Annotated in this window: 15 protein-coding genes and 2 tRNA genes; 4 read left to right on the top strand and 13 right to left on the bottom strand. The window is 43.3% G+C overall.

Annotation, left to right across the window (positions count from 1 at the left end):
- Positions 1-186: 186 nt before the first annotated feature.
- The 5 genes from ACQP6D_RS02505 to ACQP6D_RS02525 all read right to left on the bottom strand — a co-directional run bounded on the left by ACQP6D_RS02505 (position 187) and on the right by ACQP6D_RS02525 (position 3,324).
- Positions 187-261 (bottom strand) — tRNA-Glu (locus ACQP6D_RS02505).
- A 10-nt stretch (positions 262-271) separates the two neighbouring features.
- Positions 272-348: transfer RNA gene (locus ACQP6D_RS02510), tRNA-Arg, on the bottom strand.
- A gap of 156 nt (positions 349-504) precedes the next feature.
- Positions 505-1,845: a deoxyguanosinetriphosphate triphosphohydrolase gene (locus ACQP6D_RS02515; RefSeq protein ID WP_100156817.1), complete on the bottom strand. Its 1,341-nt coding sequence runs from the start codon at positions 1,843-1,845 to the stop codon at positions 505-507.
- Between the two features lie 166 nt (positions 1,846-2,011).
- Complete coding sequence (gene gloB / locus ACQP6D_RS02520; RefSeq protein WP_427857468.1) at positions 2,012-2,770, bottom strand: hydroxyacylglutathione hydrolase; 759 nt, start codon at positions 2,768-2,770, stop codon at positions 2,012-2,014.
- A gap of 17 nt (positions 2,771-2,787) precedes the next feature.
- Positions 2,788-3,324 carry an NUDIX hydrolase gene (locus tag ACQP6D_RS02525; protein ID WP_267390055.1) on the bottom strand — a complete coding sequence of 179 codons (537 nt, stop codon included), beginning with the start codon at positions 3,322-3,324 and terminating at the stop codon, positions 2,788-2,790.
- 124 nt (positions 3,325-3,448) lie between these two features.
- Here ACQP6D_RS02525 and crcB point away from each other — a divergent pair, with 124 nt between their 5' ends.
- On the top strand, positions 3,449-3,835 hold the full coding sequence (gene crcB, locus ACQP6D_RS02530; protein ID WP_100139909.1) for a fluoride efflux transporter CrcB: 387 nt from the start codon (positions 3,449-3,451) through the stop codon (positions 3,833-3,835).
- Positions 3,836-3,918: 83 nt separating this feature from the next.
- On the opposite strand, the gene ACQP6D_RS02535 is transcribed toward crcB, so the two are convergent.
- Together ACQP6D_RS02535 and ACQP6D_RS02540 are read right to left on the bottom strand one after the other, a co-directional pair.
- Positions 3,919-4,464 (bottom strand): GNAT family N-acetyltransferase, encoded by a 546-nt coding sequence (locus tag ACQP6D_RS02535; protein ID WP_367413875.1) that lies wholly within the window; start codon positions 4,462-4,464, stop codon positions 3,919-3,921.
- 52 nt (positions 4,465-4,516) lie between these two features.
- The gene (locus tag ACQP6D_RS02540; protein WP_427857339.1) at positions 4,517-6,145 is read right to left on the bottom strand and encodes an ABC-F family ATPase; all 1,629 of its coding nucleotides are present in this window, start codon (positions 6,143-6,145) and stop codon (positions 4,517-4,519) included.
- Positions 6,146-6,289: 144 nt separating this feature from the next.
- On the opposite strand from ACQP6D_RS02540, the gene ACQP6D_RS02545 reads away from it, so the two are divergent.
- Complete coding sequence (locus ACQP6D_RS02545; protein WP_180295872.1) at positions 6,290-7,513, top strand: chloride channel protein; 1,224 nt, start codon at positions 6,290-6,292, stop codon at positions 7,511-7,513.
- 24 nt (positions 7,514-7,537) lie between these two features.
- Here ACQP6D_RS02545 and hemF read toward each other — a convergent pair whose 3' ends face one another.
- Positions 7,538-8,464, bottom strand: coding sequence for an oxygen-dependent coproporphyrinogen oxidase (hemF, locus tag ACQP6D_RS02550; RefSeq protein WP_427857340.1), 927 nt, complete (start codon positions 8,462-8,464; stop codon positions 7,538-7,540).
- Between the two features lie 236 nt (positions 8,465-8,700).
- Between hemF and grxB the strand changes: the two genes are divergently transcribed.
- A complete protein-coding gene (gene grxB / locus ACQP6D_RS02555) occupies positions 8,701-9,348 on the top strand; it encodes a glutaredoxin 2 (RefSeq protein WP_427857341.1) in 648 nt (215 codons plus the stop codon).
- Between the two features lie 274 nt (positions 9,349-9,622).
- Positions 9,623-11,335, top strand: coding sequence for a thiamine pyrophosphate-dependent enzyme (locus ACQP6D_RS02560; protein ID WP_427857342.1), 1,713 nt, complete (start codon positions 9,623-9,625; stop codon positions 11,333-11,335).
- Between the two features lie 834 nt (positions 11,336-12,169).
- Here ACQP6D_RS02560 and ACQP6D_RS02565 read toward each other — a convergent pair.
- The 5 genes from ACQP6D_RS02565 to ACQP6D_RS02585 form a co-directional block, all read right to left on the bottom strand.
- Positions 12,170-14,179, bottom strand: a complete 2,010-nt coding sequence (locus ACQP6D_RS02565; RefSeq protein ID WP_427857343.1) for a transglutaminaseTgpA domain-containing protein — start codon at positions 14,177-14,179, stop codon at positions 12,170-12,172.
- Positions 14,179-15,114, bottom strand: coding sequence for a hypothetical protein (locus tag ACQP6D_RS02570; protein WP_267403729.1), 936 nt, complete (start codon positions 15,112-15,114; stop codon positions 14,179-14,181). The genes ACQP6D_RS02565 and ACQP6D_RS02570 overlap by 1 nt, the downstream gene beginning before the upstream one ends.
- Positions 15,098-16,009, bottom strand: coding sequence for an AAA family ATPase (locus ACQP6D_RS02575; RefSeq protein WP_427857345.1), 912 nt, complete (start codon positions 16,007-16,009; stop codon positions 15,098-15,100). Before ACQP6D_RS02575 ends, ACQP6D_RS02570 begins: the two co-directional genes overlap by 17 nt.
- A 193-nt stretch (positions 16,010-16,202) precedes the next feature.
- Positions 16,203-16,706 carry a transcription elongation factor GreB gene (gene greB, locus ACQP6D_RS02580; protein WP_100139899.1) on the bottom strand — a complete coding sequence of 168 codons (504 nt, stop codon included), beginning with the start codon at positions 16,704-16,706 and terminating at the stop codon, positions 16,203-16,205.
- A 78-nt stretch (positions 16,707-16,784) separates the two neighbouring features.
- Positions 16,785-19,055, bottom strand: a complete 2,271-nt coding sequence (locus ACQP6D_RS02585; protein ID WP_100139898.1) for an NADP-dependent malic enzyme — start codon at positions 19,053-19,055, stop codon at positions 16,785-16,787.
- Positions 19,056-19,492 lie beyond the last annotated feature (437 nt).

The raw sequence follows: 19,492 nt of genomic DNA on the forward strand, positions 1-19,492 counted from the left end.
TATAAAATGCCATTATGATTTCAGCCTGACTTTATGACAATCATAAATTATTTAATATTTCAAATATTTATCCCAAATGCGTCATTTTATCTGTATTTTATTACCTACGAATAGTCAGATTATTCTTTTTTCTAGATAAGAAAATAAAAAAAACCTGTTTGAACAATCAAACAGGTTTTTAGCATCTGGCACGCCCACGGGGAATCGAACCCCGGTTACCGCCGTGAAAGGGCGATGTCCTAACCGCTAGACGATGGGCGCGTTAGCTTGATGGTGCACCCGGAGCGATTCGAACGCCCGACCCTCTGGTTCGTAGCCAGATACTCTATCCAACTGAGCTACGGGTGCACTGCTTTCGAACTCGTTTAAGAGTCACCGAAAATCAAGAAGCGCGATAATACGCAATAATTTGCTTCTTGGCAAGAAAAAAACCGCACAAAATTAAAAATAATATTTATACACATGATTTAAATAATTATTTATCCATTTCATCAGTGCTAATAATTACAACATGCCAATACCCGACACTTCACGTGCCAGCTTCGCTGCTGTGTTATCCGTCATCCCGCCAACAAAATCCAGCACTTTCATATAAGCCTGATACAAATTATCGTCACGAGTTAGTTTCTGCTCTTTCAATAATGACAATGCCAGCTCCTGCCGCTTGCTCATTTTGTCGGTTTTAATAAAGTCATGTACTGCTGGTACCAGCAGACCCAATATCGAACCAAGACAGGGAAAAGTAGCGATTTCGGTAATTAATTTGCTCTGATGACGAAATATGCGTTTACATGCCAAATCCTTAGCAGCATTAAGCGCATCACTAACATCAGGACTTGCCAGCTCAATAAGATCTTTACCGCGAAATTCGCCGTTTAATAAATCTCCATGATACTTGATAAAGGTATGCGCGATATCATCTACAGCACGGCCAATGGCGATACCACGCAATCGTGCACAGTGTGCCTGACTAGTGTCTGAATGCAAGTTATATTCCTGATTGATCAGTCTAGATAAAATTTGCTCAACTTCTTTTACCTGCAATAGTTCCAGTTCGACTGCATCTTCTAAATCGAGTAATGCATAGCAAATATCATCAGCCGCTTCCATCAGATAGGATAAAGGATGCCGTACCCATTGATTCTCACCCGCAGTAAGCAAGCCTAGCTGTTTTGCTACGCAGCGAATAAAAGGCAGTTCAGTCTGATAAATATTGAATTTATTTCGCCCTTTTTGTGCTGAACTTGTCCATGGGTATTTCATTAAAGCGCCGATAACCGACGCTGTGAGCCTCATTCCGCCATCATTCTGATACATTTCCAGACTAGCTACCAGACGCAGGCTATGTGCATTACCTTCGTAAGTTTCAATATCATTGCGTTCAACGGCACTGAGTTTATGTAAATAATGGGCATGTTGGGGATCACGGAACCATTCACGCAAAGCCTCTTCACCAGTATGGCCAAATGGCGGATTGCCAAAATCATGTGCTAAACAAGCCACCTGTACAATGGCTCCGATATCAGCTGGGTGACTGTCTGGTGGTAAAAAATCACCTTTTGCAAGCATTACGCCGACTCGATTCCCCAGACTACGTCCCACACTAGCCACTTCTACACTATGAGTCAGGCGATTGTGTGTGTGGTCATGTAAAGCAAATGGATGCACCTGTGTTTTACGTGCTAGCCGGCGAAAACCACTGGAAAACACCACACGGTCATAGTCTATATGAAAATCTGTACGTAGAGCTTCTGCACCTTCTTCACTGGACGCGGTTACGGTAGGGACGATACTGCCATTGTTCGGTTTAAAACGCTGGGTACTTAACAGTTGTTTCCAGTTCATCCTGTATCGAGATGTTGTATTCATATTTCGGCAGTTGACAAGCTGAATGCTCCCTGATTTTTTCAGTCCAATATCATCTTTCTCAGGCATTCAACCTTGTTTCAACTCATTTATTCCTTCGTTATTATGCTGCCTTAATGATAACATGCTGCAATCGGCATCGGAATCAGAATTGATTTTTCCATTCACGTAAACAGGTAAAAACAGCCAGCGGCTGATTAGCATTTTGTCGCGGCAGACCATGTTGTATTGCAGCGGCGATTACCTGCGGCTGGCTGATACGTAAAAAAGGATTGATAGCGCGTTCATGAGCTAATGTAACCGGCAGAGTTGGCGGCGTTTCAGCTTGTCTTGAGGCTTTCTGGATTGCCTCATTATCCGGCTCAATTGCATGCGCAAATCTTAGATTGGCCGCAGTATATTCATGTGCCGGATAGAACAATGTATCAGGAGAAAGACTGTTTAGACGTTGCAAACTGGCAAACATTTTGGCCATGGCTCCGGGAAGCACCCGCCCGCAACCTGCACTGAAAAGTGTATCACCACAAAACACATGTTGCCGGCTCTCGTCATCGGTGAGTATATAAGCCAGATGATCTTCTGTGTGCCCAGGTACGTGCCATACGGATACCTGTTGTCCGAAAGCTGCAAACCGACTCCCTTCTGTAACTGGCCAGTTTACCAGCCTCCATCTATTCGACCCAGTAACCACACACTGTGGAAACTGCTGTAACAAAGCAGAAACCCCGTCGACATGGTCATAATGTGTATGAGTCAGCCAGATGGCATTAAGAGTTATCTCATGCTCAACCAGATAATCAATAACACCTTGCGCTTCTCCAGGGTCGACCACAACAGCCTGCTTTTCCTGATGTAACAGCCAGATATAATTATCAGTTAAGGCGGGTATCGGAAGAATCTGCATCACAGCCCACTCCAACTTTAGCAATACAATAACCAATATTGCAACGCAATCAATGTTTTACCATCATGAATCTGATTACTGGCCAACGCTTTACGCACCTCTTCCCTACTGAGTAAAACAGGCTCGATTATCTCATCTTCGTCTGCACTCAGCTTACTATCAGCTTGCACATTTTCAGCAAGATAAAGATACATTTTTTCATCACCAAAGCCTGGAACGGTGTAAAAAGTGTGAATGAGTTTAACTTCTGTGGCTGTATAAGGGGTTTCTTCAGCCAATTCACGCACAGCAGCGTGAGCCGGATCTTCATTTTTTCCATCCAGCTTACCTGCGGGAATCTCAAGTAAGGCTTCCCCTACCGGATAACGCCATTGACGCACCAATACTACTTTTTGTTCTGATGTTACCGCCAACACTGCAGCTGCACCTGGATGCTGCACCACTATCCGTTGCGCCTGATTACCATTGGGCAGACAAACAGTATCTTCAAATACATTGATAAAGGCACCATGATAAACTTCTTCACTGCTGATTTTAGTTTCGGTTAGATTCATAAGAATAAATTTTTTAGTGTAGTTGAGAACCTTAGCGTAGCCATTTCAACTGTAGTTGACAATATTAGTGGCGCTGCTTTAGCGTAAAATAAATGAATCTGTATCCTGTTTCGGTAGTTTGTTTATGTATCGGTCTATATTTGCGATTGCTGGTGGTGCGGCACTGGGTGCTGTTGTACGTTGGCTATTAAGTATCAGTCTAAACACCATTCATTCCACTCTACCCTATGGCACCTTAGCTGCAAACTGGATTGGCGCTTATTTGATCGGGTTGTCAAGTGGTCTGTTTCTACATTTCGTAAATATAGCCCCTGAATGGCGCTTGTTCGTTATTACAGGATTTCTGGGCGGATTAACCACGTTTTCAACCTTTTCCATGGAATCAGTACAATTACTTCAGTCCCACCGCTATGTACTTGCGCTCACCCATATGCTTTTACATACAGGCGGCTCTCTGCTGCTCACCATATTCGGCTTGTTTTGCATACAGTGGTGGCTAAAATTCGTCTGAAAAATACTATAAATAAGTCATATCAAAGTACTGCCAATAAAAAAACAGCATTGATATGCTGTTGATTTTCATCTTGCTTATTCTCAACCGTCTATCGGTCTGAGAGGGGTGTCCAAAACCAGCTGATACAAAGCCGCATCCAGCCAGTGGCCAAATTTAAATCCTATCTGTGGTAGCGTGCCTACATGAGTGAAACCCAGCTGTTCATGCAGGGCGATGCTGCCACTATTAGCCGCATCAATCACCCCCATAAGAATATGCATATCAGCCTTACGTGCACGTTCAATCAGTTCCTGCATCAGCATGCGCGCCAGTCCCTGTCGACGGCAGTCATCACGCACATAAACACTGTGTTCTACGGTATATTTATTTGCTGGATAATCTCTGAATGCACCCCATGAAGCAAAAGCCAGCAGATCACCTTGCTCGTTCACTGCACCGATTACAGGACAGTTACGCGCACGTTTGGCGGCAAACCAGCCATGCATAAATGCCAGTGTACGCGGTTCATAATCATATAGAGCCGTAGAGGAAGCAATCGTATGATTAAAAAGTGCCAAAATGGCTTCTGCGTGCGCCTGCTCATTACAATCTACTAGTTTTATCGCAGAATTTTTGCTTGTACTCATCATTATCTCCCATATAAAAAAACTGCCTGTGTAAACAGGCAGTCAATATAAATCAAACCAGACCTTTCTTGGCCAGATAACCTTCATAATCACCCAGATAATATTCAAAGCCACCTTCACCATCTAGCTCAATAATCTGCGTTGCAAGACTGGAAACAAACTGACGATCATGGGATACAAACACCAATGTACCTGGAAATTTTTCCAATGCCATATTTAGCGCTTCGATGCTTTCCATATCCATATGGTTGGTCGGTTCATCCATAACCAGCACATTTGGTTCTTGTAAAATCAGCTTACCATACAGCATGCGGCCTTTTTCACCACCAGACAGCACCTGTACTTGTTTACCGACTTCATTGCTGCCAAACAACAGCCTCCCGAGAGTGCCACGGATAACCTGTTCATCATCACCTTCTTTACCCCATTGGCGCATCCACTCTGTTAACGTCATCGGTACGTCAAAATCATTTTCATGATCCTGTGGGTAATAGCCAACCTGAGCTTTTTCCGCCCATTTCACACTACCACTATCCGCTTTAATACCTTCGTTATAAGCTTCATCATAAGCTCCTGCCAAGAGTTTCAGCAAAGTGGATTTACCGGCACCATTTGGGCCGATAATTGCCAGCCGTTCCCCCGCATCCAGCATAAGACTCAGCTTTTTGAACAATTGGCGGTCAAATCGTTTAGATAAATCCTGCACTTCCAATGCCTGCCGGTGCAATTTTTTCTTTTCATCAAAATTAAAACGGATAAACGGACTCTGACGGCTGGATGGCTTGACTTCCACCATATCGGCCTTGATTTTATCTGCCAGCTTGGCGCGACTGGTAGCCTGCCGTGCTTTAGATTTATTAGCCGAAAAGCGAGCTACAAACTCCTGCAGCTCCTGCAATTTTTCCTTGGCTTTGGCATTGTCTTTCAGTGTACGTTCGCGTGCCTGCGTAGAAGCCAGCATATAATCATCATAATTACCTGGATACAGCGTAATGCCACCATAATCCACATCAGCCATGTACGTACACACTTCATTTAAAAAGTGGCGGTCGTGCGAAATGATAATCATGGTAGATTCATAACTATTCAATACACCTTCCAACCAGCGGATGGTATTGATATCCAGATTATTGGTGGGCTCATCCAGCAGCAGCACATCCGGTTTGGAAAACAATGCCTGCGCTAACAACACGCGCAGCTTAAACCCCGGCGCCACTTCACTCATATTAGCATTATGCAAATGCTCATCTATACCCACACCGGCAAGCAATTCAGCAGCTCGGGCTTCCGCCGTATAACCGTCGTATTCTGCAAATTTGGCTTCCAAATCTGCCGCGCGCATATAATCATCTTCGGTTGCATCCGGATTGGCATAGATAGCATCACGCTCTGTCATCGCGGCCCACATTTCAGTGTGCCCCATTAAGACCACATCAAGCACACGCATATCTTCATAAGCAAACTGATCCTGCCGCAGTTTACCCAGACGGAGCCCCTGATCTATGGCTACTTCACCACTTGTAGGCTCCAGATCGCCACCCAGAATTTTCATAAAAGTTGATTTACCTGAGCCGTTGGCACCAATCAAACCATAGCGATGGCCGCCACCGAACTTCACCGATACATTCTCAAACAATGGCTTAGCGCCAAACTGCATCGTAATATTATTGGTACTAATCACAGGAATGCTTCCTTTAAAATCCTGACAAAATAGACTGATTTTAGCACAGGCTTAGGCCGAAATTCCGCAAACCGTATTCCGACATTTACAATAAAGGCATTAAAGTGTAAAAACCACTTTTATTTACCACTGATGCATACTGTCATGACCCGATTAAGCCCCAGAATGATTGCTTTATTATTGCTCTGCGGAGCCATTGCTGGTGTGGCAGGTATGTCCTTAATCGGACTGCTGCATATGATTCAGCAGCTTGTCTATGGCATCAGGCGTATTGACGGCATCACTTTTCGAGACATGGTAGAACAAACCAGTGCTATGCATCGTCTGCTGGCTGTGTCTGGCTGCGGCATAGTGGGTGGCATTGGCTGGTTTCTGCTGCACCGTTTTGGTGCCAAACTAGTAGATATCAAACAGGCCATCAGTACCAGCACCACCCCCATACCGCTAGGTACGACTGTGATTCATGCGTTGCTGCAGATTTTAACAGTGGGTATGGGCTCACCCCTCGGGCGGGAAACCGCTCCACGTGAAATTAGTTCTGCTCTAGCGGATTGCATCAGCCGTCGATTGCAAATCAGCGCCGAGGAACGGAAAATTCTCTTAGCCTGTAGTGCGGCAGCAGGTCTGGCAGCGGTGTTTGATGTACCACTAGCCGGTGCCCTGTTTGCTCTAGAAACGCTACTTTTCAGCTTTCAGCGCCAATGCGTGATTGCTGCCTTAATTTGCTGCACAACTGCGGCATGGGTAGCACGGTTGGGTTTAGGCAGTTCAACTTCCTATCAGCTACCGACACTTACTCTTAATAGTACATTATTAGTTTGGGCGTTATTACTCGGCCCTATTATCACCGCCGGTTCTTGGCTGTTACAACAGCAATTAGCTTACTGTAAACCCGCAAACCGCAGCACACCGCGCCTAATTTTTATCAGTGTTGCCGCTTTCGTACTAATAGGTGTACTGGCAATGTGGCTGCCGGAAATACTGGGCAACGGAAAAGCAGGTAATGAATTATTATTTAATGACAGCATTAGTTGGCAATATGCAGCAGCTCTGCTTATTGGCAAGTGGCTTGCCTTGTTACTGGCTACACGAGCCGGTGCTTATGGCGGTTTTATTACACCCTCAATGATGATTGGTGGCCTTGTTGCCTTACTTGCGGCTACCGCATGGAATAGTATATTGCCTCCTGTGCCCTTGATAGCAGCCGTAGTAGTTGGAGCAACAGTTTTTCTGGCGGTACAGCAAAAAATGCCTCTGACCGCAATATTATTTGTAATAGAAATAACCAATATCACACCTGATATTATTATGCCAGTCAGCTTGTGTCTGCTGACTGCTCTTCCAGTACAGCAGGCACTAAACAAATAGAAAATCTGCGCCGAATTCCCTCATTTATACTGAGCAAGTTTCACCCTCTGCCAGCCAGTCGTGTATCTGTAAATACTTGGCTAGCTGAGCTTCAGCAGAACCCGTTTCAGGCTCATACTGATATTCGAAACGGGCAGCAGGCGGCATAGACATCAGGATAGATTCCGTACGTCCGCCAGCATTTAAACCAAACTGTGTGCCTCGGTCACAGAGTAGATTAAATTCTATATAACGTCCGCGCCGGTAGAGTTGAAATTGTCGTTCACGCTCGCCATATGATGAATTCTTGCGCCGCGCCACAATTGGCAAATATGCTTGTGTATAGGCTGAGCTCACCGCCTTTATAAAAGCAAAACATTGAGCAAAATCCCAGCGGTTTAAGTCATCAAAAAACAAACCGCCCACCCCCCGCTGCTCTCGCCGGTGTGGCAAATAAAAATAGCGGTCACACCTCTGTTTGAATTCCGGATACACTGCTTCTCCAAATGGCTGACAAGCTGCCTGAGCTACCCGATGCCAGTGTAAAACATCTTCTTCAAACGGATAAAACGGTGTTAAATCAAAGCCTCCACCAAACCACCATACAGGACTGGCGTGCTCAGGATAGGCCACAAACAGACGCACATTGGCATGGCTAGTAGGCACATAGGGATTACGCGGATGAACCACCAGTGATACCCCCATAGCTTCATAAGGTGCTCCAGCCAGATGCTGACGTTGCCGTGTAGCAGAAACCGGCATTGCTTTACCCTTTACATGGGAAAAATTTACTCCTGCCTGTTCAAATACCGCCCCGTCTTTTAAAACCCTCGTACAACCAGAACCTAAAGCACCAGACCAATTATCTATTATAAAACTGCCCGTTCCATCAGCTCCTGCCAAAGTATCAGCTAAATCGATCTGTAAATTTTTAAAAAAATCTAAAACTTGATTAAATACATCACCACTCATGAAAAAACCACAAACTTTGATTAATTAATATATGTATAATGTTAATTAATTTACAGCACAAAACAACCACAGCAGCAGAATTTTTAAATCTGTGGATTATTGTGTAAGAAAAAGTATTTTACTGCACATTTATCAACCGCAATACACCAGTAAAAATATCAATAAACCGATAAATGTCTGAATTGTGTTTTCGGCACTAAATTTATTACGCACACTATTAAAATAAGGAAATTTCAATGCAACTTTATCTTTACGACCATTGCCCTTTTTGCGTCCGTGCGCGGATGATATTTGGAAAAAAAATAGTACCAGTTGAAAATATTTTTCTGCTAAATGATGATGAAAACACACCCATAAAACTCATTGGCAAAAAAATGGTACCCATACTAGTCAAAGATGATGGCAGCGCCATGGGTGAAAGTCTGGATATTGTGCAATACATCGACAATCTTTCAGACAGTACACATTTAAGCCCTACTGTCCGACCAGAAATTCAGGGCTGGATCAAAATCGTTGATACTTACCGAAACTTCCTCACCGCGCCACGTTGTACACAGATTAATCTGCCTGAATTTGCCACCCAAAGTGCCATTGATTATTTCGTCAACAAAAAAACTGTCATCTACGGCGATTTTCAACAGCATCTACTAAACAGCCAAACCTACATCGAACGTTTGAATGCCGACTTAATTGCCTTATCACCACTCATTCACAGCGACCGTGGTGCGAATGGAACTTTTGGCATGGAAGACATCCTGTTGTTCCCGATTCTGCGCAATCTTACTATGGTTAAAGGCATTGAATGGACTGCACCTGTATTAGACTACATGCATAGCATGAGCCGCATTACTCGTATTCCGTTGTTTGATGACCGCGCCATCTGAAACAACCTCTCCCAAAAGTGCAGCCGCTAAATTTAGCGGCTGCTTTTTTATTTAAATAATATTTAAAATTATAAACTTATAATGAATTTTATTAACATTATTGTATTGTGGATTTCACAATACTACAATAGATTAAATATTGATAAAGAATTAACATACCTTTAATTTGAATATTTTGAATATAAATTACAGGCATGATATTTAAATGAATATTCAGCCTACTCTATATTTATTCAAAGCATTAATAAGTAATCAACTTTAGAGGAAATACATCATGTCTAAAACCAAAACCGTTTCAGAAATACTTGTTGATGTACTCACCGCAGCAGGAGTAAGCAACTGTTATGGCATCATCGGCGATACGCTGAATTTTGTCGGCAAAGCCATCCAAAAAAGCAGTATAAACTGGGTACATACCCGTCACGAAGAAGCTGCAGCCTTTGCCGCTGGTGCGGAAGCCATGATTACCAACAAGCTTACAGCTTGTGCCGGTTCTTGTGGACCAGGCAGCCTGCATTTGATTAATGGCCTATATGAATCAAATCGAAACAATGCACCTGTGATTGTCATTGCTAGCCAGTTAGCCGCTACTTCAATGGGAACAGGCTTTCCACAAGAAGTTGATTTTCTCAAAGTCTATCAGGATACCAGCGTATTTTGTCAGATGGTAAATCAGCCACAGGAAGCGCAGCGCATATTTACGCAAGCTGCTCAGGCAGCCATCAATAAACGTGGTGTAGCCGTGGTCATCCTGCCTAGTGACATCAGCAAGATGGAAATAGCCGAACAACCTATACAAATTTGGCAGCCACAGCCGGTAACCAGACCAAATGATCAAGAAATCGAAAAACTAGCCGAAGCCATTAATCAGGGTAAAAAAATCACCATCTACGCCGGCTATGGTAGTAAAGATGCTCATGACGAAGTGATTGCTCTGGCAGAAAAACTAAAAGCTCCGGTGGTACACACTTCACGAGCTAAAGACAGCATTGCCTGGGATAACCCTTATCTAGTAGGCATGACGGGTATGTTCGGCACCAAAGCCGGCTATGAAGCAATCAAGGAATGCGATACGCTTTTATTATTAGGCTGTGGCTTTGCATGGTCTGAATACTATCCTGACCACACCAGCATTATTCAAATTGACCATGATGCCACTCAGCTGGGGCTACGTCATCCAATCAATCTAGGACTAGTTGGAGATGTAAAAACCACTTTGCAAACTGTGCTCCCAAAAATTCAAGCAAGAAGCGATAGCAGCTTTTTGGATCACTACACTGCACTATTTGCCAAAATCATGGAGAAATTTCAATCATTTGCCACCCCGGATGATAAACACCCAATACATCCACAGCAATTAGTTGAATTAATTGATAAATATGCAGATGATGATGCTCTGATTACGGCAGATGTCGGTACACCAATGCTCTGGGGTGCCCGCTATCTAAGCATGAATGGTAAACGGCGTTTTCTCACCAGCCTAAAACATGGCACCATGGCTAACAGCATGCCTCAGGCTTATGGCTTTCAAAAAGCTTTTCCAGGCCGGCAAGTAATTTCTTTATCAGGTGATGGCGGACTAGCCATGCTGATGGGTGATTTACTTACTGCCAAACAAGAAAATCTGCCCATTAAAATTGTCGTTTTTAACAACAGCTCTTTAAACTTCGTTGAGCAGGAACAAAAAGGTGAAGGACTGGTCGAAGTGTATGTAGACCTGAAAAACGGCGATTTCAAGACTATAGCCGAAGGTTGTGGCTTCAGCGCGCAAAGTGTAAGCAAATCTTCCGAACTGGAAACAGCCGTTCAAAGTTTTCTGGCACACAAAGGACCAGCTTTGCTGGACGTGGTTATCAGCGACAAAGAACTGATTATGCCTCCTTCAATCAGCTATGAGAATGTTAAAAACATGGTTTGGTATGGTTCTAAAGCCATTCTTGAAGGCAAAGGTAAAGATGTTATCGACATGATAAAAAATAACATTTAAACCAAAACGAACAAACTTACTGCTCAGCATCCGGTTGGGCAGTAAGTTTTATTATATCGGTCAGATTTTGGTAAACCATTTAAAATATCTATTTTAACGAAACTGCCCCAAATCAGCCTAAGTTTAGAGTTTGGAATTTTCCCAAATATCACATTTACTAAATACAAAAATAATCAGAAAAAAATAATAACTAGCTAATATCCCAAAAAATATCACTAAATAAACTTAAAATAGCGCAAGGTATCTGACACACCTTGGCTCAGAATCATCAGATACCATATAGCCTAGACTCATTCTCAATCGAGCTTTGCCCTAAATTGGTTTTGAGATTTCTGTTTTGAAAATCATTGCGGTTTACAGAATTCACACAGTCTAACAACACTTTATAATTAAAACGTTAACTTATTATGTTCAATAATAGCTGCTTTTTAACAATCCCTTTCAAACAGCAAACATCAAATAATCAATCATCAGTTAATTAACTACGCATAAAAAAAGATATTTCGTTTTTAACAACACTTTATTAAAAATTTATAATTATTAAAATCAAATAGTTAAATATTAACAATAATTAATTCTTTTCAATCAAAATGATTTAACGTATTGTTATTTCATAGCTTTTAATCAAATTGATTAAAAGCTATCTGTCTGCGGGAATTTTGTACGGACTGTTTCACAGACCACACAGAAAAACTTCAGGCTAGAAATTAATATGATCATTCACAGCTGTAATAAGCTACCCAGCGATTGAGTTAAACTCAATAGTTGGGTAGTTTTCGTTTAAAAATCGATTTTAATCCGCATCAACGGAGATATATAAACGGATATACCCGTTTATTCCTGTTTATTTAGCTGGCGGACAGCTTTTTTCATCTTACGATACCAAATACACTGTTGTCGCTTGTCTGGCAATCCACCTGCACCATATTGCCAATCAATATATTGCATCAGCAAAGCTGCCAAATCTGCATTAAGGAGATTATGTTCGGCCAGAAGAGCTTGCAGCTCCAGCGGTCCCATTGCCGCTAATTCATCTTCTTCACCTTCTATTACGGATTGCTTCAGCAAATTAATGCCGTCAGTAAGCGGCTGTGACTGCACATCTCCCTGCCGCCGCAACCAAAAAACTAACGGCAATGCCATAATGATGATGACAACAACAATCATCACAACCAGTACAGAGGCAGGTAAATTTTTCAAATTTAGCCACGTTAGAATTGATTTCTGGCTTCCTGTATCATAGTTGACAACCCATTGCTGCCAGTAAAACTGGCCATTATCCAAATATTTCTGCAATAAAGGATAAGAAGATGTCAAACTGGCACGTTGACCTGCGGGGAGAGCATCTTCAATCCCTTTTTCTATCCGTGAAGCAGCGGCTGCAGTAGTCGGATCCACACGTTGCCATCTGCCTTTTTCTGCAATCCAGATTTCAACCCATGCATGTGCATCCTTGCTTCGAATCTGCCAAAATTTCCCTTCAGGATGATATTCACCCCCCTGATATCCGACTACCACTCGTGCAGGGACACCCACTGCTCTTGCCAGCCACACAGTAGCATCTGCATAATGCTCACAAAACCCCTCCCTACTTTGAAATAAGAAAAAATCTGTACGATTTACAGGTTCATCACTGGTTTGAGGAGTGAGTGTGTATTGAAAGTGATTATTACGAAAATAATCCATTATATGACGGATGAATTCTTCACTACTACCAGATTGTCTGGCCAGCTGCTGTGCCAATTGACGAGTTTGCGGATTTAATCCATCCGGCAGCTGAGTGTAATAACTCAGTAAAGCCTCATCCATCTGCTGATATAAATATGGCGTCAACTGAGAATACAAATGAATACGACGTAAACCTTCTCTGCTACGATTTACCCGCACCACATTGCCAACGCGTCGGTTTAAATCTGGCTGACCGTCAGCCAAGGGTTGATCTAACGCTGGAATACGGCCATGGTCATCCTGAATAATCAGCTGGTAACCCAAAAGCCGATTATTGCTTTGCTGAGCCAAATTATCTTTAGACGGCAATTGCAATGAGTCTTCATCTGTGTATTGTTCTTTTACTGCCCGCCATTCACCATCATAATTTCTACCCATTACCAATACACGCCAGTAAAGATCGGCTTGTCTGGGTTTAACATCATTATCAAAGGTAGCATTGAAAATCAACGCATTGTCTAGGACTAAATTACTGACACTACCCGCAACCAGCGTATCCGATATACCTGTTGTAGCAGCTGATTGCTGCGGCTGGGGTATTCCCCATAAGGGCTTATCCTTACGTGGGACAACTAGAAACAGAATCACCGCCAATGGAAAAGACAGTAACAGAATCAATGCACCCTGACGAATAGCGGCTGATGGCTGAGTAGCGGCGAGTAAACCTAAAGCTGAAATAAGGCAGAATAAAGCCACAATCAGCCAGGGCGCCATCAATATGCTCTGATTAAACAGTAGGCCGCCACCCATTAAAATCAACTGAGCCAGAAGCAGAATTTGCCAGTCACGCAAGGTTTCTCCCTCGAAGGCTTTCAGCATAATCATCAGCATCAGCAAGGAAACACTAGCATCACGTCCAATGATGGTGCCCAGTCGAAAATATATCCATACCGTTGAACCCAGCAATAATATTACCAATGCCCATAATGGCAGCTTTTTGATTTTAGTAAAAAGTAAACCCACTCGTATCAGCCACAGCAAGGCAAATGCTGCACCAACACTCATAGGTAAATCAAACAGCAACGGTAAAGCTATCCAAGCCAGCATCAGCAACAGAATTAACTGCGTACGCTTAGGGGGAGATTTACGCAAAAATACCGGATCAGCTAGCCACATTACCATCTACCCAGAGCATTCAGACATTGTGTTCGTTGTGCAGTCGCTGCTTCATAGCGCTGACGCGGTAATTCGAGAATATACTTTTCACCACGGGCATCTGCGGCCAATACTCTGAAGCACATTTTACTGGCCATCTGTTCTACACTGGTGCCCTGCGGATAATCGCGATAGGAAATCAGCAATGGATCTGCCAGCGGAGCACCTTGGTCAAAATACTTATCCAGTAAATCACCACTTTTAGCATAATGCTTCCATGCAATCTGCCGTGCTGAAATAGCATTTTGGTGTGGAAGTAGATAAGCCGGATCTTGTCCACTCTGGCTGATTTGGCTGTTTTGCTCACCACTAATGCTTTTTACTGACGAAATAGTATGTTCGATCGGTTGTGGAAAAATAACAATTTCATCTGTAAATTCCCACTGTGTTTTAATCATTACCAGACCAAACGGAGCCATACTGGCACCTGCTAACATTAGTGTTGGCAAAATGCCGCGCCGTTGTGGTGGTAAAGTCCAGACAAAATCAGTATTCTCAGGTGTAATTTTCCACAGCTGCCAGTCCTCTGGAGTACCGCTAATTTCCTGTGCCGTCTGTAACCATAACCAACGTGTTCGTTTACTATTGTCACAGGCACGTAAAGTCAGTACACAATCTTTACCGGCAAAATATTCTGATTGCGGCACAACAGCCAAAATCAGACCACTTAGCTGCCGGAAACTGGCCAGCGCTCCAAACACCAATATACCCAGCAGCCAAAATACCAGCGCATAAGCTACATTGATCTGATAATTCACCGCCATAATCCACAGCAGAATACAGGCAATAGCCAATCCCCATCCCATGCGTGTCAGATTAAAACGTATATTTCGAGCACGCAAAGCCGTATGCCCGTCTATCAACGTGGGTATAGACACCTCAGACCACGGCAACATTATCCAGCATCCCATTAAGCAGCGTACTGCTTCTGGATTGACTCTGCACTGGTTGCAGGCGATGTGCTCCCACGGATACCCAGACAGCTTTCACATCTTCCGGTACCACATGTGCCCGCCCATGTATCCATGCATAGGCTTTGGCTGCCTGAACCACTGCCAAGCCAGCACGAGGACTCAGACCTACAGCAAACATACCCGGAGTCCGCGTAGCCGCCACCAGTCGGTACACATAATCAGCAGCGGCAACAGATACATTAACTTTAGCCACTTCTGCCTGCCACTGCTGCAGTGTTTCCCCATTACAAACGGCTTTTAGGCGTGGTACAAACTGGCGGCGTCCGCCAGAAACATAAAGCAGCTTCTCTTCTTTTTCAGCAGGATAGCCGATACTCAGACACATCATAAAACGATCAAGCTGCGATTCAGGCAAAGGATAGGTACCGAGCTGTTCGGTCGGATTCTGTGTAGCCACTACCAGAAAGGGCTTAGGCAGTGTATAAGTTTTCCCATCTACAGAAGCCTGCCCTTCTTCCATCGCCTCTAATAAAGCCGATTGCAGCTTGGGTGAAGCACGGTTGATTTCATCGGCCAGTAAAAAGGAATTGAAGACCGGTCCCGGATGAAACACAAATTCGCCACTTTTAGGCTGGAATATACTCACACCAAGCAAATCAGCCGGCAGCATATCGTTGGTGAACTGAACACGCTGGTATTTCAATCCCAGTACTGCAGCCAGTGCATGAGCGAGCGTGGTTTTGCCGACTCCTGGGACATCTTCCAGCAGAATATGTCCGCGAGCCAAAACACAGGTCACAATCTGAATCAGTAATTGTTGTTTACCCAGAATCAGGGCATTAAGCTGTTTGAAAATTGGTTCTAGTTTTGGATTCATGTATTAAAATAGTAGATAAAGGGTATTTGTCAGCAATACTGATAATAGTTACAATGCATTTCTCAAAGATAATAAACACAACAAAAGTTGTTTATTATGTTTTCATGCAAAAAGCATTGATAAAAGTACAGACTGAAAACACAAACTGTATGATTAATAACTAAGTTTAACATTATGTATGCTAAATAGTAAATTAATCAATGCGAATATATTCCACAGCCAGTATCTCAATATTTTCCACCCCATCCGGACCATGCAGACGTACTTCATCACCTTCATGTGCTTTAAGCAATGTACGTGCCAGCGGCGATACCCATGAAATCTTATTACGACTAGTATCAATCTCGTCGGTACCTACGATGCGTACCGTTTGTTCTATTCCATTGCCGCGTAGAATGGTTACCGTTGCACTGAAAAATACCTGATCACTTGCCTCACGTGTTTCTGGGTCAATCACCTGAGCAGCCTCAAGCCGTTTAGTCAAAAACCGAATCCGCCGGTCAATTTCTCGCAACCGGCGTTTACCATACAGATAATCACCATTTTCACTGCGGTCTCCATTACCGGCTGCCCAGTTAACCACGTTCACGATTTCCGGCCGTTCCTTGTGTACCAGTTGATAAAGCTCGTCCTGTAAAGCCTGATGACCGGCTGGTGTAATGTAATTGGGCGCAGGTTGCGTCTGCACATCAGACATAATCTGTCTCCATATTTAACACAAAAAGGCTGTCTGAAAAATACAGACAGCCTGCTTCATTTTCAGCTAATTCAGTGGTTATTTACGCTGCGCATCCACTGCAGCCAAAGCAACCATATTTACAATACGGCGTACAGAAGCCATAGGAGTAACAATATGCACGGATTCATTCATACCCATCAGAATCGGGCCAATGGTTACACCATTAGAAGAAGTACGCAACAAATTGTAGCTGATGTTGGCTGCCTCAACATTAGGCATCACCAGCAAATTGGCTGCACCTTTAAGCTTGCAGTCCGGCATTAATTTCTGACGCAGTTTTTCATCCAGAGCCAGATCACCTTGCATTTCACCATCAACATTCAGTTCTGGATCTGCTTCTTTAATCAGAGCCAGAGCTTCCTGCATTTTGCTGCTGCTGGGCTGTTCCAGTGAACCAAAGTTGGAATTAGACAACAGCGCTACTTTAGGTTCGATACCGAAGCGTTTGATCTCATTCACACACATCAGTGTGTTTGCAGCAATTTGCTCGGCAGTAGGTTCAGGATTGACGTAAGTATCAGCAATGAACATATTGCCTGAAGTCATAATGAGTGCATTCATTGCACAAGCATTCTGCTCAGCATTGTTATAGCCAATTACTTCTTCCAGAATATTGAAATGGTCATGGAAACGGCCAACTGTACCACAAAGCAAGGCATCAGCACTGCCCATTCGTACCATCATGGCACCAATCAGTGTAGAGCTGCTAATCATGCGACGACGTGCCATCTCTTCAGTAACGCCATGACGTTTGCGCAGCTCATAATAAGCCTGCCAATATTCACGGTAGCGCGGATCATCCTGATTATTGACGATTTCAAAATCTTTGCCTGACTGAATAGTCAGACCTAGCTTTTTCGCCCGTGCTTCAATAACGGCCGGACGGCCGATAAGAATTGGGTAAGCCAGTTTATGATTGACTATATGCTGGGTAGCATGCAAAACGCGCTCATCTTCACCTTCACACAATACCACACGTTTTACATCTTTCTTCGCCTGTGAGAATACCGGTTTCATAAACAGACTGGATTTGTAAACAAACTGACTCAGTTTTTCTACATAAGCATCCATATCTGCAATCGGACGGGTTGCAACACCTGAATCCATCGCTGCTTTGGCAACAGCCGGAGCAACAACCGCAATCAGGCGCGGGTCAAAGGGTTTCGGAATCAGATATTCACGACCAAAAGACAGCTCGGCATTACCATATGCTGCAGAAACTTCGTCACTCAGCTCGGCTTTTGCCAGCTCAGCAATAGCGTGCACACAGGCTAATTTCATCTGTTCATTAATAGTGGTAGCGCCGACATCCAGCGCGCCACGGAAAATGAACGGGAAGCACAATACATTGTTTACTTGATTCGGGAAATCAGAACGTCCTGTACCAATTACAGCATCCGGCCGCGCTGCTTTGGCTTCCGGCGGCCATATTTCTGGTGTCGGATTGGCCATAGCCAAAATAATCGGGTCTTTAGCCATGGTTTTGAGCATGTCTACGCTCAGAACATTTGGGCCGGACAAGCCAAGGAAAATATCCTTGCCATGTACGGCATCAGCCAGCTTGCGCTGACCATTATCAGGAATGGCAAATAGTTTTTTCGATTCCACCATGTTTTCTTCGCGATTCTGGTAAATTACACCTTTAGAATCACACACAGTGATGTTTTCGCGTTTCATACCCAGCGCTACCAAGAGCTCCAGACAAGCAATAGCCGCAGCACCAGCTCCAGAGCAGACTAGCTTAACCTGACTGATGTCCTTACCTACTACTTCCAAACCATTTTTAATCGCTGCTGCTGTAATGATAGCAGTACCATGCTGATCGTCATGGAATACCGGAATATTGCAACGTTCACGCAGTTTTTTCTCAATATAGAAACATTCCGGCGCTTTAATATCTTCCAGATTGATACCACCGAAAGTGGGCTCTAGAGAAGCAATAATATCAACTAGTTTATCTGGGTCAGTTTCGTTTACTTCGATATCGAATACATCAATACCGCCAAATTTTTTGAACAGTACCCCTTTGCCTTCCATTACCGGTTTGCCGGCTAATGCACCAATATTGCCCAACCCCAGCACGGCTGTACCATTGGAAATTACAGCCACCAGATTACCGCGAGCAGTATAACGATATGCATTCAAGGGATCACGGTGAATTTCCATACATGGTGCAGCCACACCCGGTGAATAAGCCAGTGACAAATCATATTGTGTAGCCAGCGGCTTGGTTGGCGTAATCTGAATTTTACCGGGACGGGGTTCTTCATGAAAATGTAATGCTGCTTCTTTGATTAATTCATCCATATCTGTTCTCAGTCTTAGGTTTTTCAACACCAATAAGCTGTTCTTGAAAGAGCACGCTAAAAGTCACTTCTATCAGAGCAATTTATAAATAATAGGCATTGATAAAAGTAGTTCACATTATAGCGTTATTTAACAAAATCATGCACCGTTTTATTATCAGTATAATCAACTGCCATGCGGGATAAATAACAGATTCGGTCCTCGCAAACGTAAATAAAACAAATAGCTGATCAAATTTAGCAAAATTTAAAATTACAATTTTATTTCAAATACTTATCTAAAATTAACCTAAATCATTTATTTTTATTCATTTATATACTAGCTAAAACTAAATTTTAACTTTTGCAATTAAGGAAATGATTAGCGCTCACCTTTTACACTGTAACCATAATTGCTTTTCAGTTTTTTTGTCATGCAACTTGTAATAAATGTTTTTA

The sequence above is a fragment of the Snodgrassella sp. CS2 genome (assembly GCF_050310315.1).
Classification (GTDB): domain Bacteria; phylum Pseudomonadota; class Gammaproteobacteria; order Burkholderiales; family Neisseriaceae; genus Snodgrassella; species Snodgrassella alvi_E.

Coding starts and splice junctions, on each gene's coding strand:
- gloB (WP_427857468.1), bottom strand. CDS start 2,770: ATGCAGATTCTTCCGATACCCGCCTTAACTGATAATTATATCTGGCTG.
- ACQP6D_RS02515 (WP_100156817.1), bottom strand. CDS start 1,845: ATGAACTGGAAACAACTGTTAAGTACCCAGCGTTTTAAACCGAACAAT.
- grxB (WP_427857341.1), top strand. CDS start 8,701: ATGCAACTTTATCTTTACGACCATTGCCCTTTTTGCGTCCGTGCGCGG.
- ACQP6D_RS02545 (WP_180295872.1), top strand. CDS start 6,290: ATGACCCGATTAAGCCCCAGAATGATTGCTTTATTATTGCTCTGCGGA.
- ACQP6D_RS02575 (WP_427857345.1), bottom strand. CDS start 16,009: ATGAATCCAAAACTAGAACCAATTTTCAAACAGCTTAATGCCCTGATT.
- hemF (WP_427857340.1), bottom strand. CDS start 8,464: ATGAGTGGTGATGTATTTAATCAAGTTTTAGATTTTTTTAAAAATTTA.
- ACQP6D_RS02560 (WP_427857342.1), top strand. CDS start 9,623: ATGTCTAAAACCAAAACCGTTTCAGAAATACTTGTTGATGTACTCACC.
- ACQP6D_RS02585 (WP_100139898.1), bottom strand. CDS start 19,055: ATGGATGAATTAATCAAAGAAGCAGCATTACATTTTCATGAAGAACCC.
- ACQP6D_RS02535 (WP_367413875.1), bottom strand. CDS start 4,464: ATGAGTACAAGCAAAAATTCTGCGATAAAACTAGTAGATTGTAATGAG.
- ACQP6D_RS02565 (WP_427857343.1), bottom strand. CDS start 14,179: ATGTGGCTAGCTGATCCGGTATTTTTGCGTAAATCTCCCCCTAAGCGT.
- crcB (WP_100139909.1), top strand. CDS start 3,449: ATGTATCGGTCTATATTTGCGATTGCTGGTGGTGCGGCACTGGGTGCT.
- ACQP6D_RS02525 (WP_267390055.1), bottom strand. CDS start 3,324: ATGAATCTAACCGAAACTAAAATCAGCAGTGAAGAAGTTTATCATGGT.
- greB (WP_100139899.1), bottom strand. CDS start 16,706: ATGTCTGATGTGCAGACGCAACCTGCGCCCAATTACATTACACCAGCC.
- ACQP6D_RS02570 (WP_267403729.1), bottom strand. CDS start 15,114: ATGTTGCCGTGGTCTGAGGTGTCTATACCCACGTTGATAGACGGGCAT.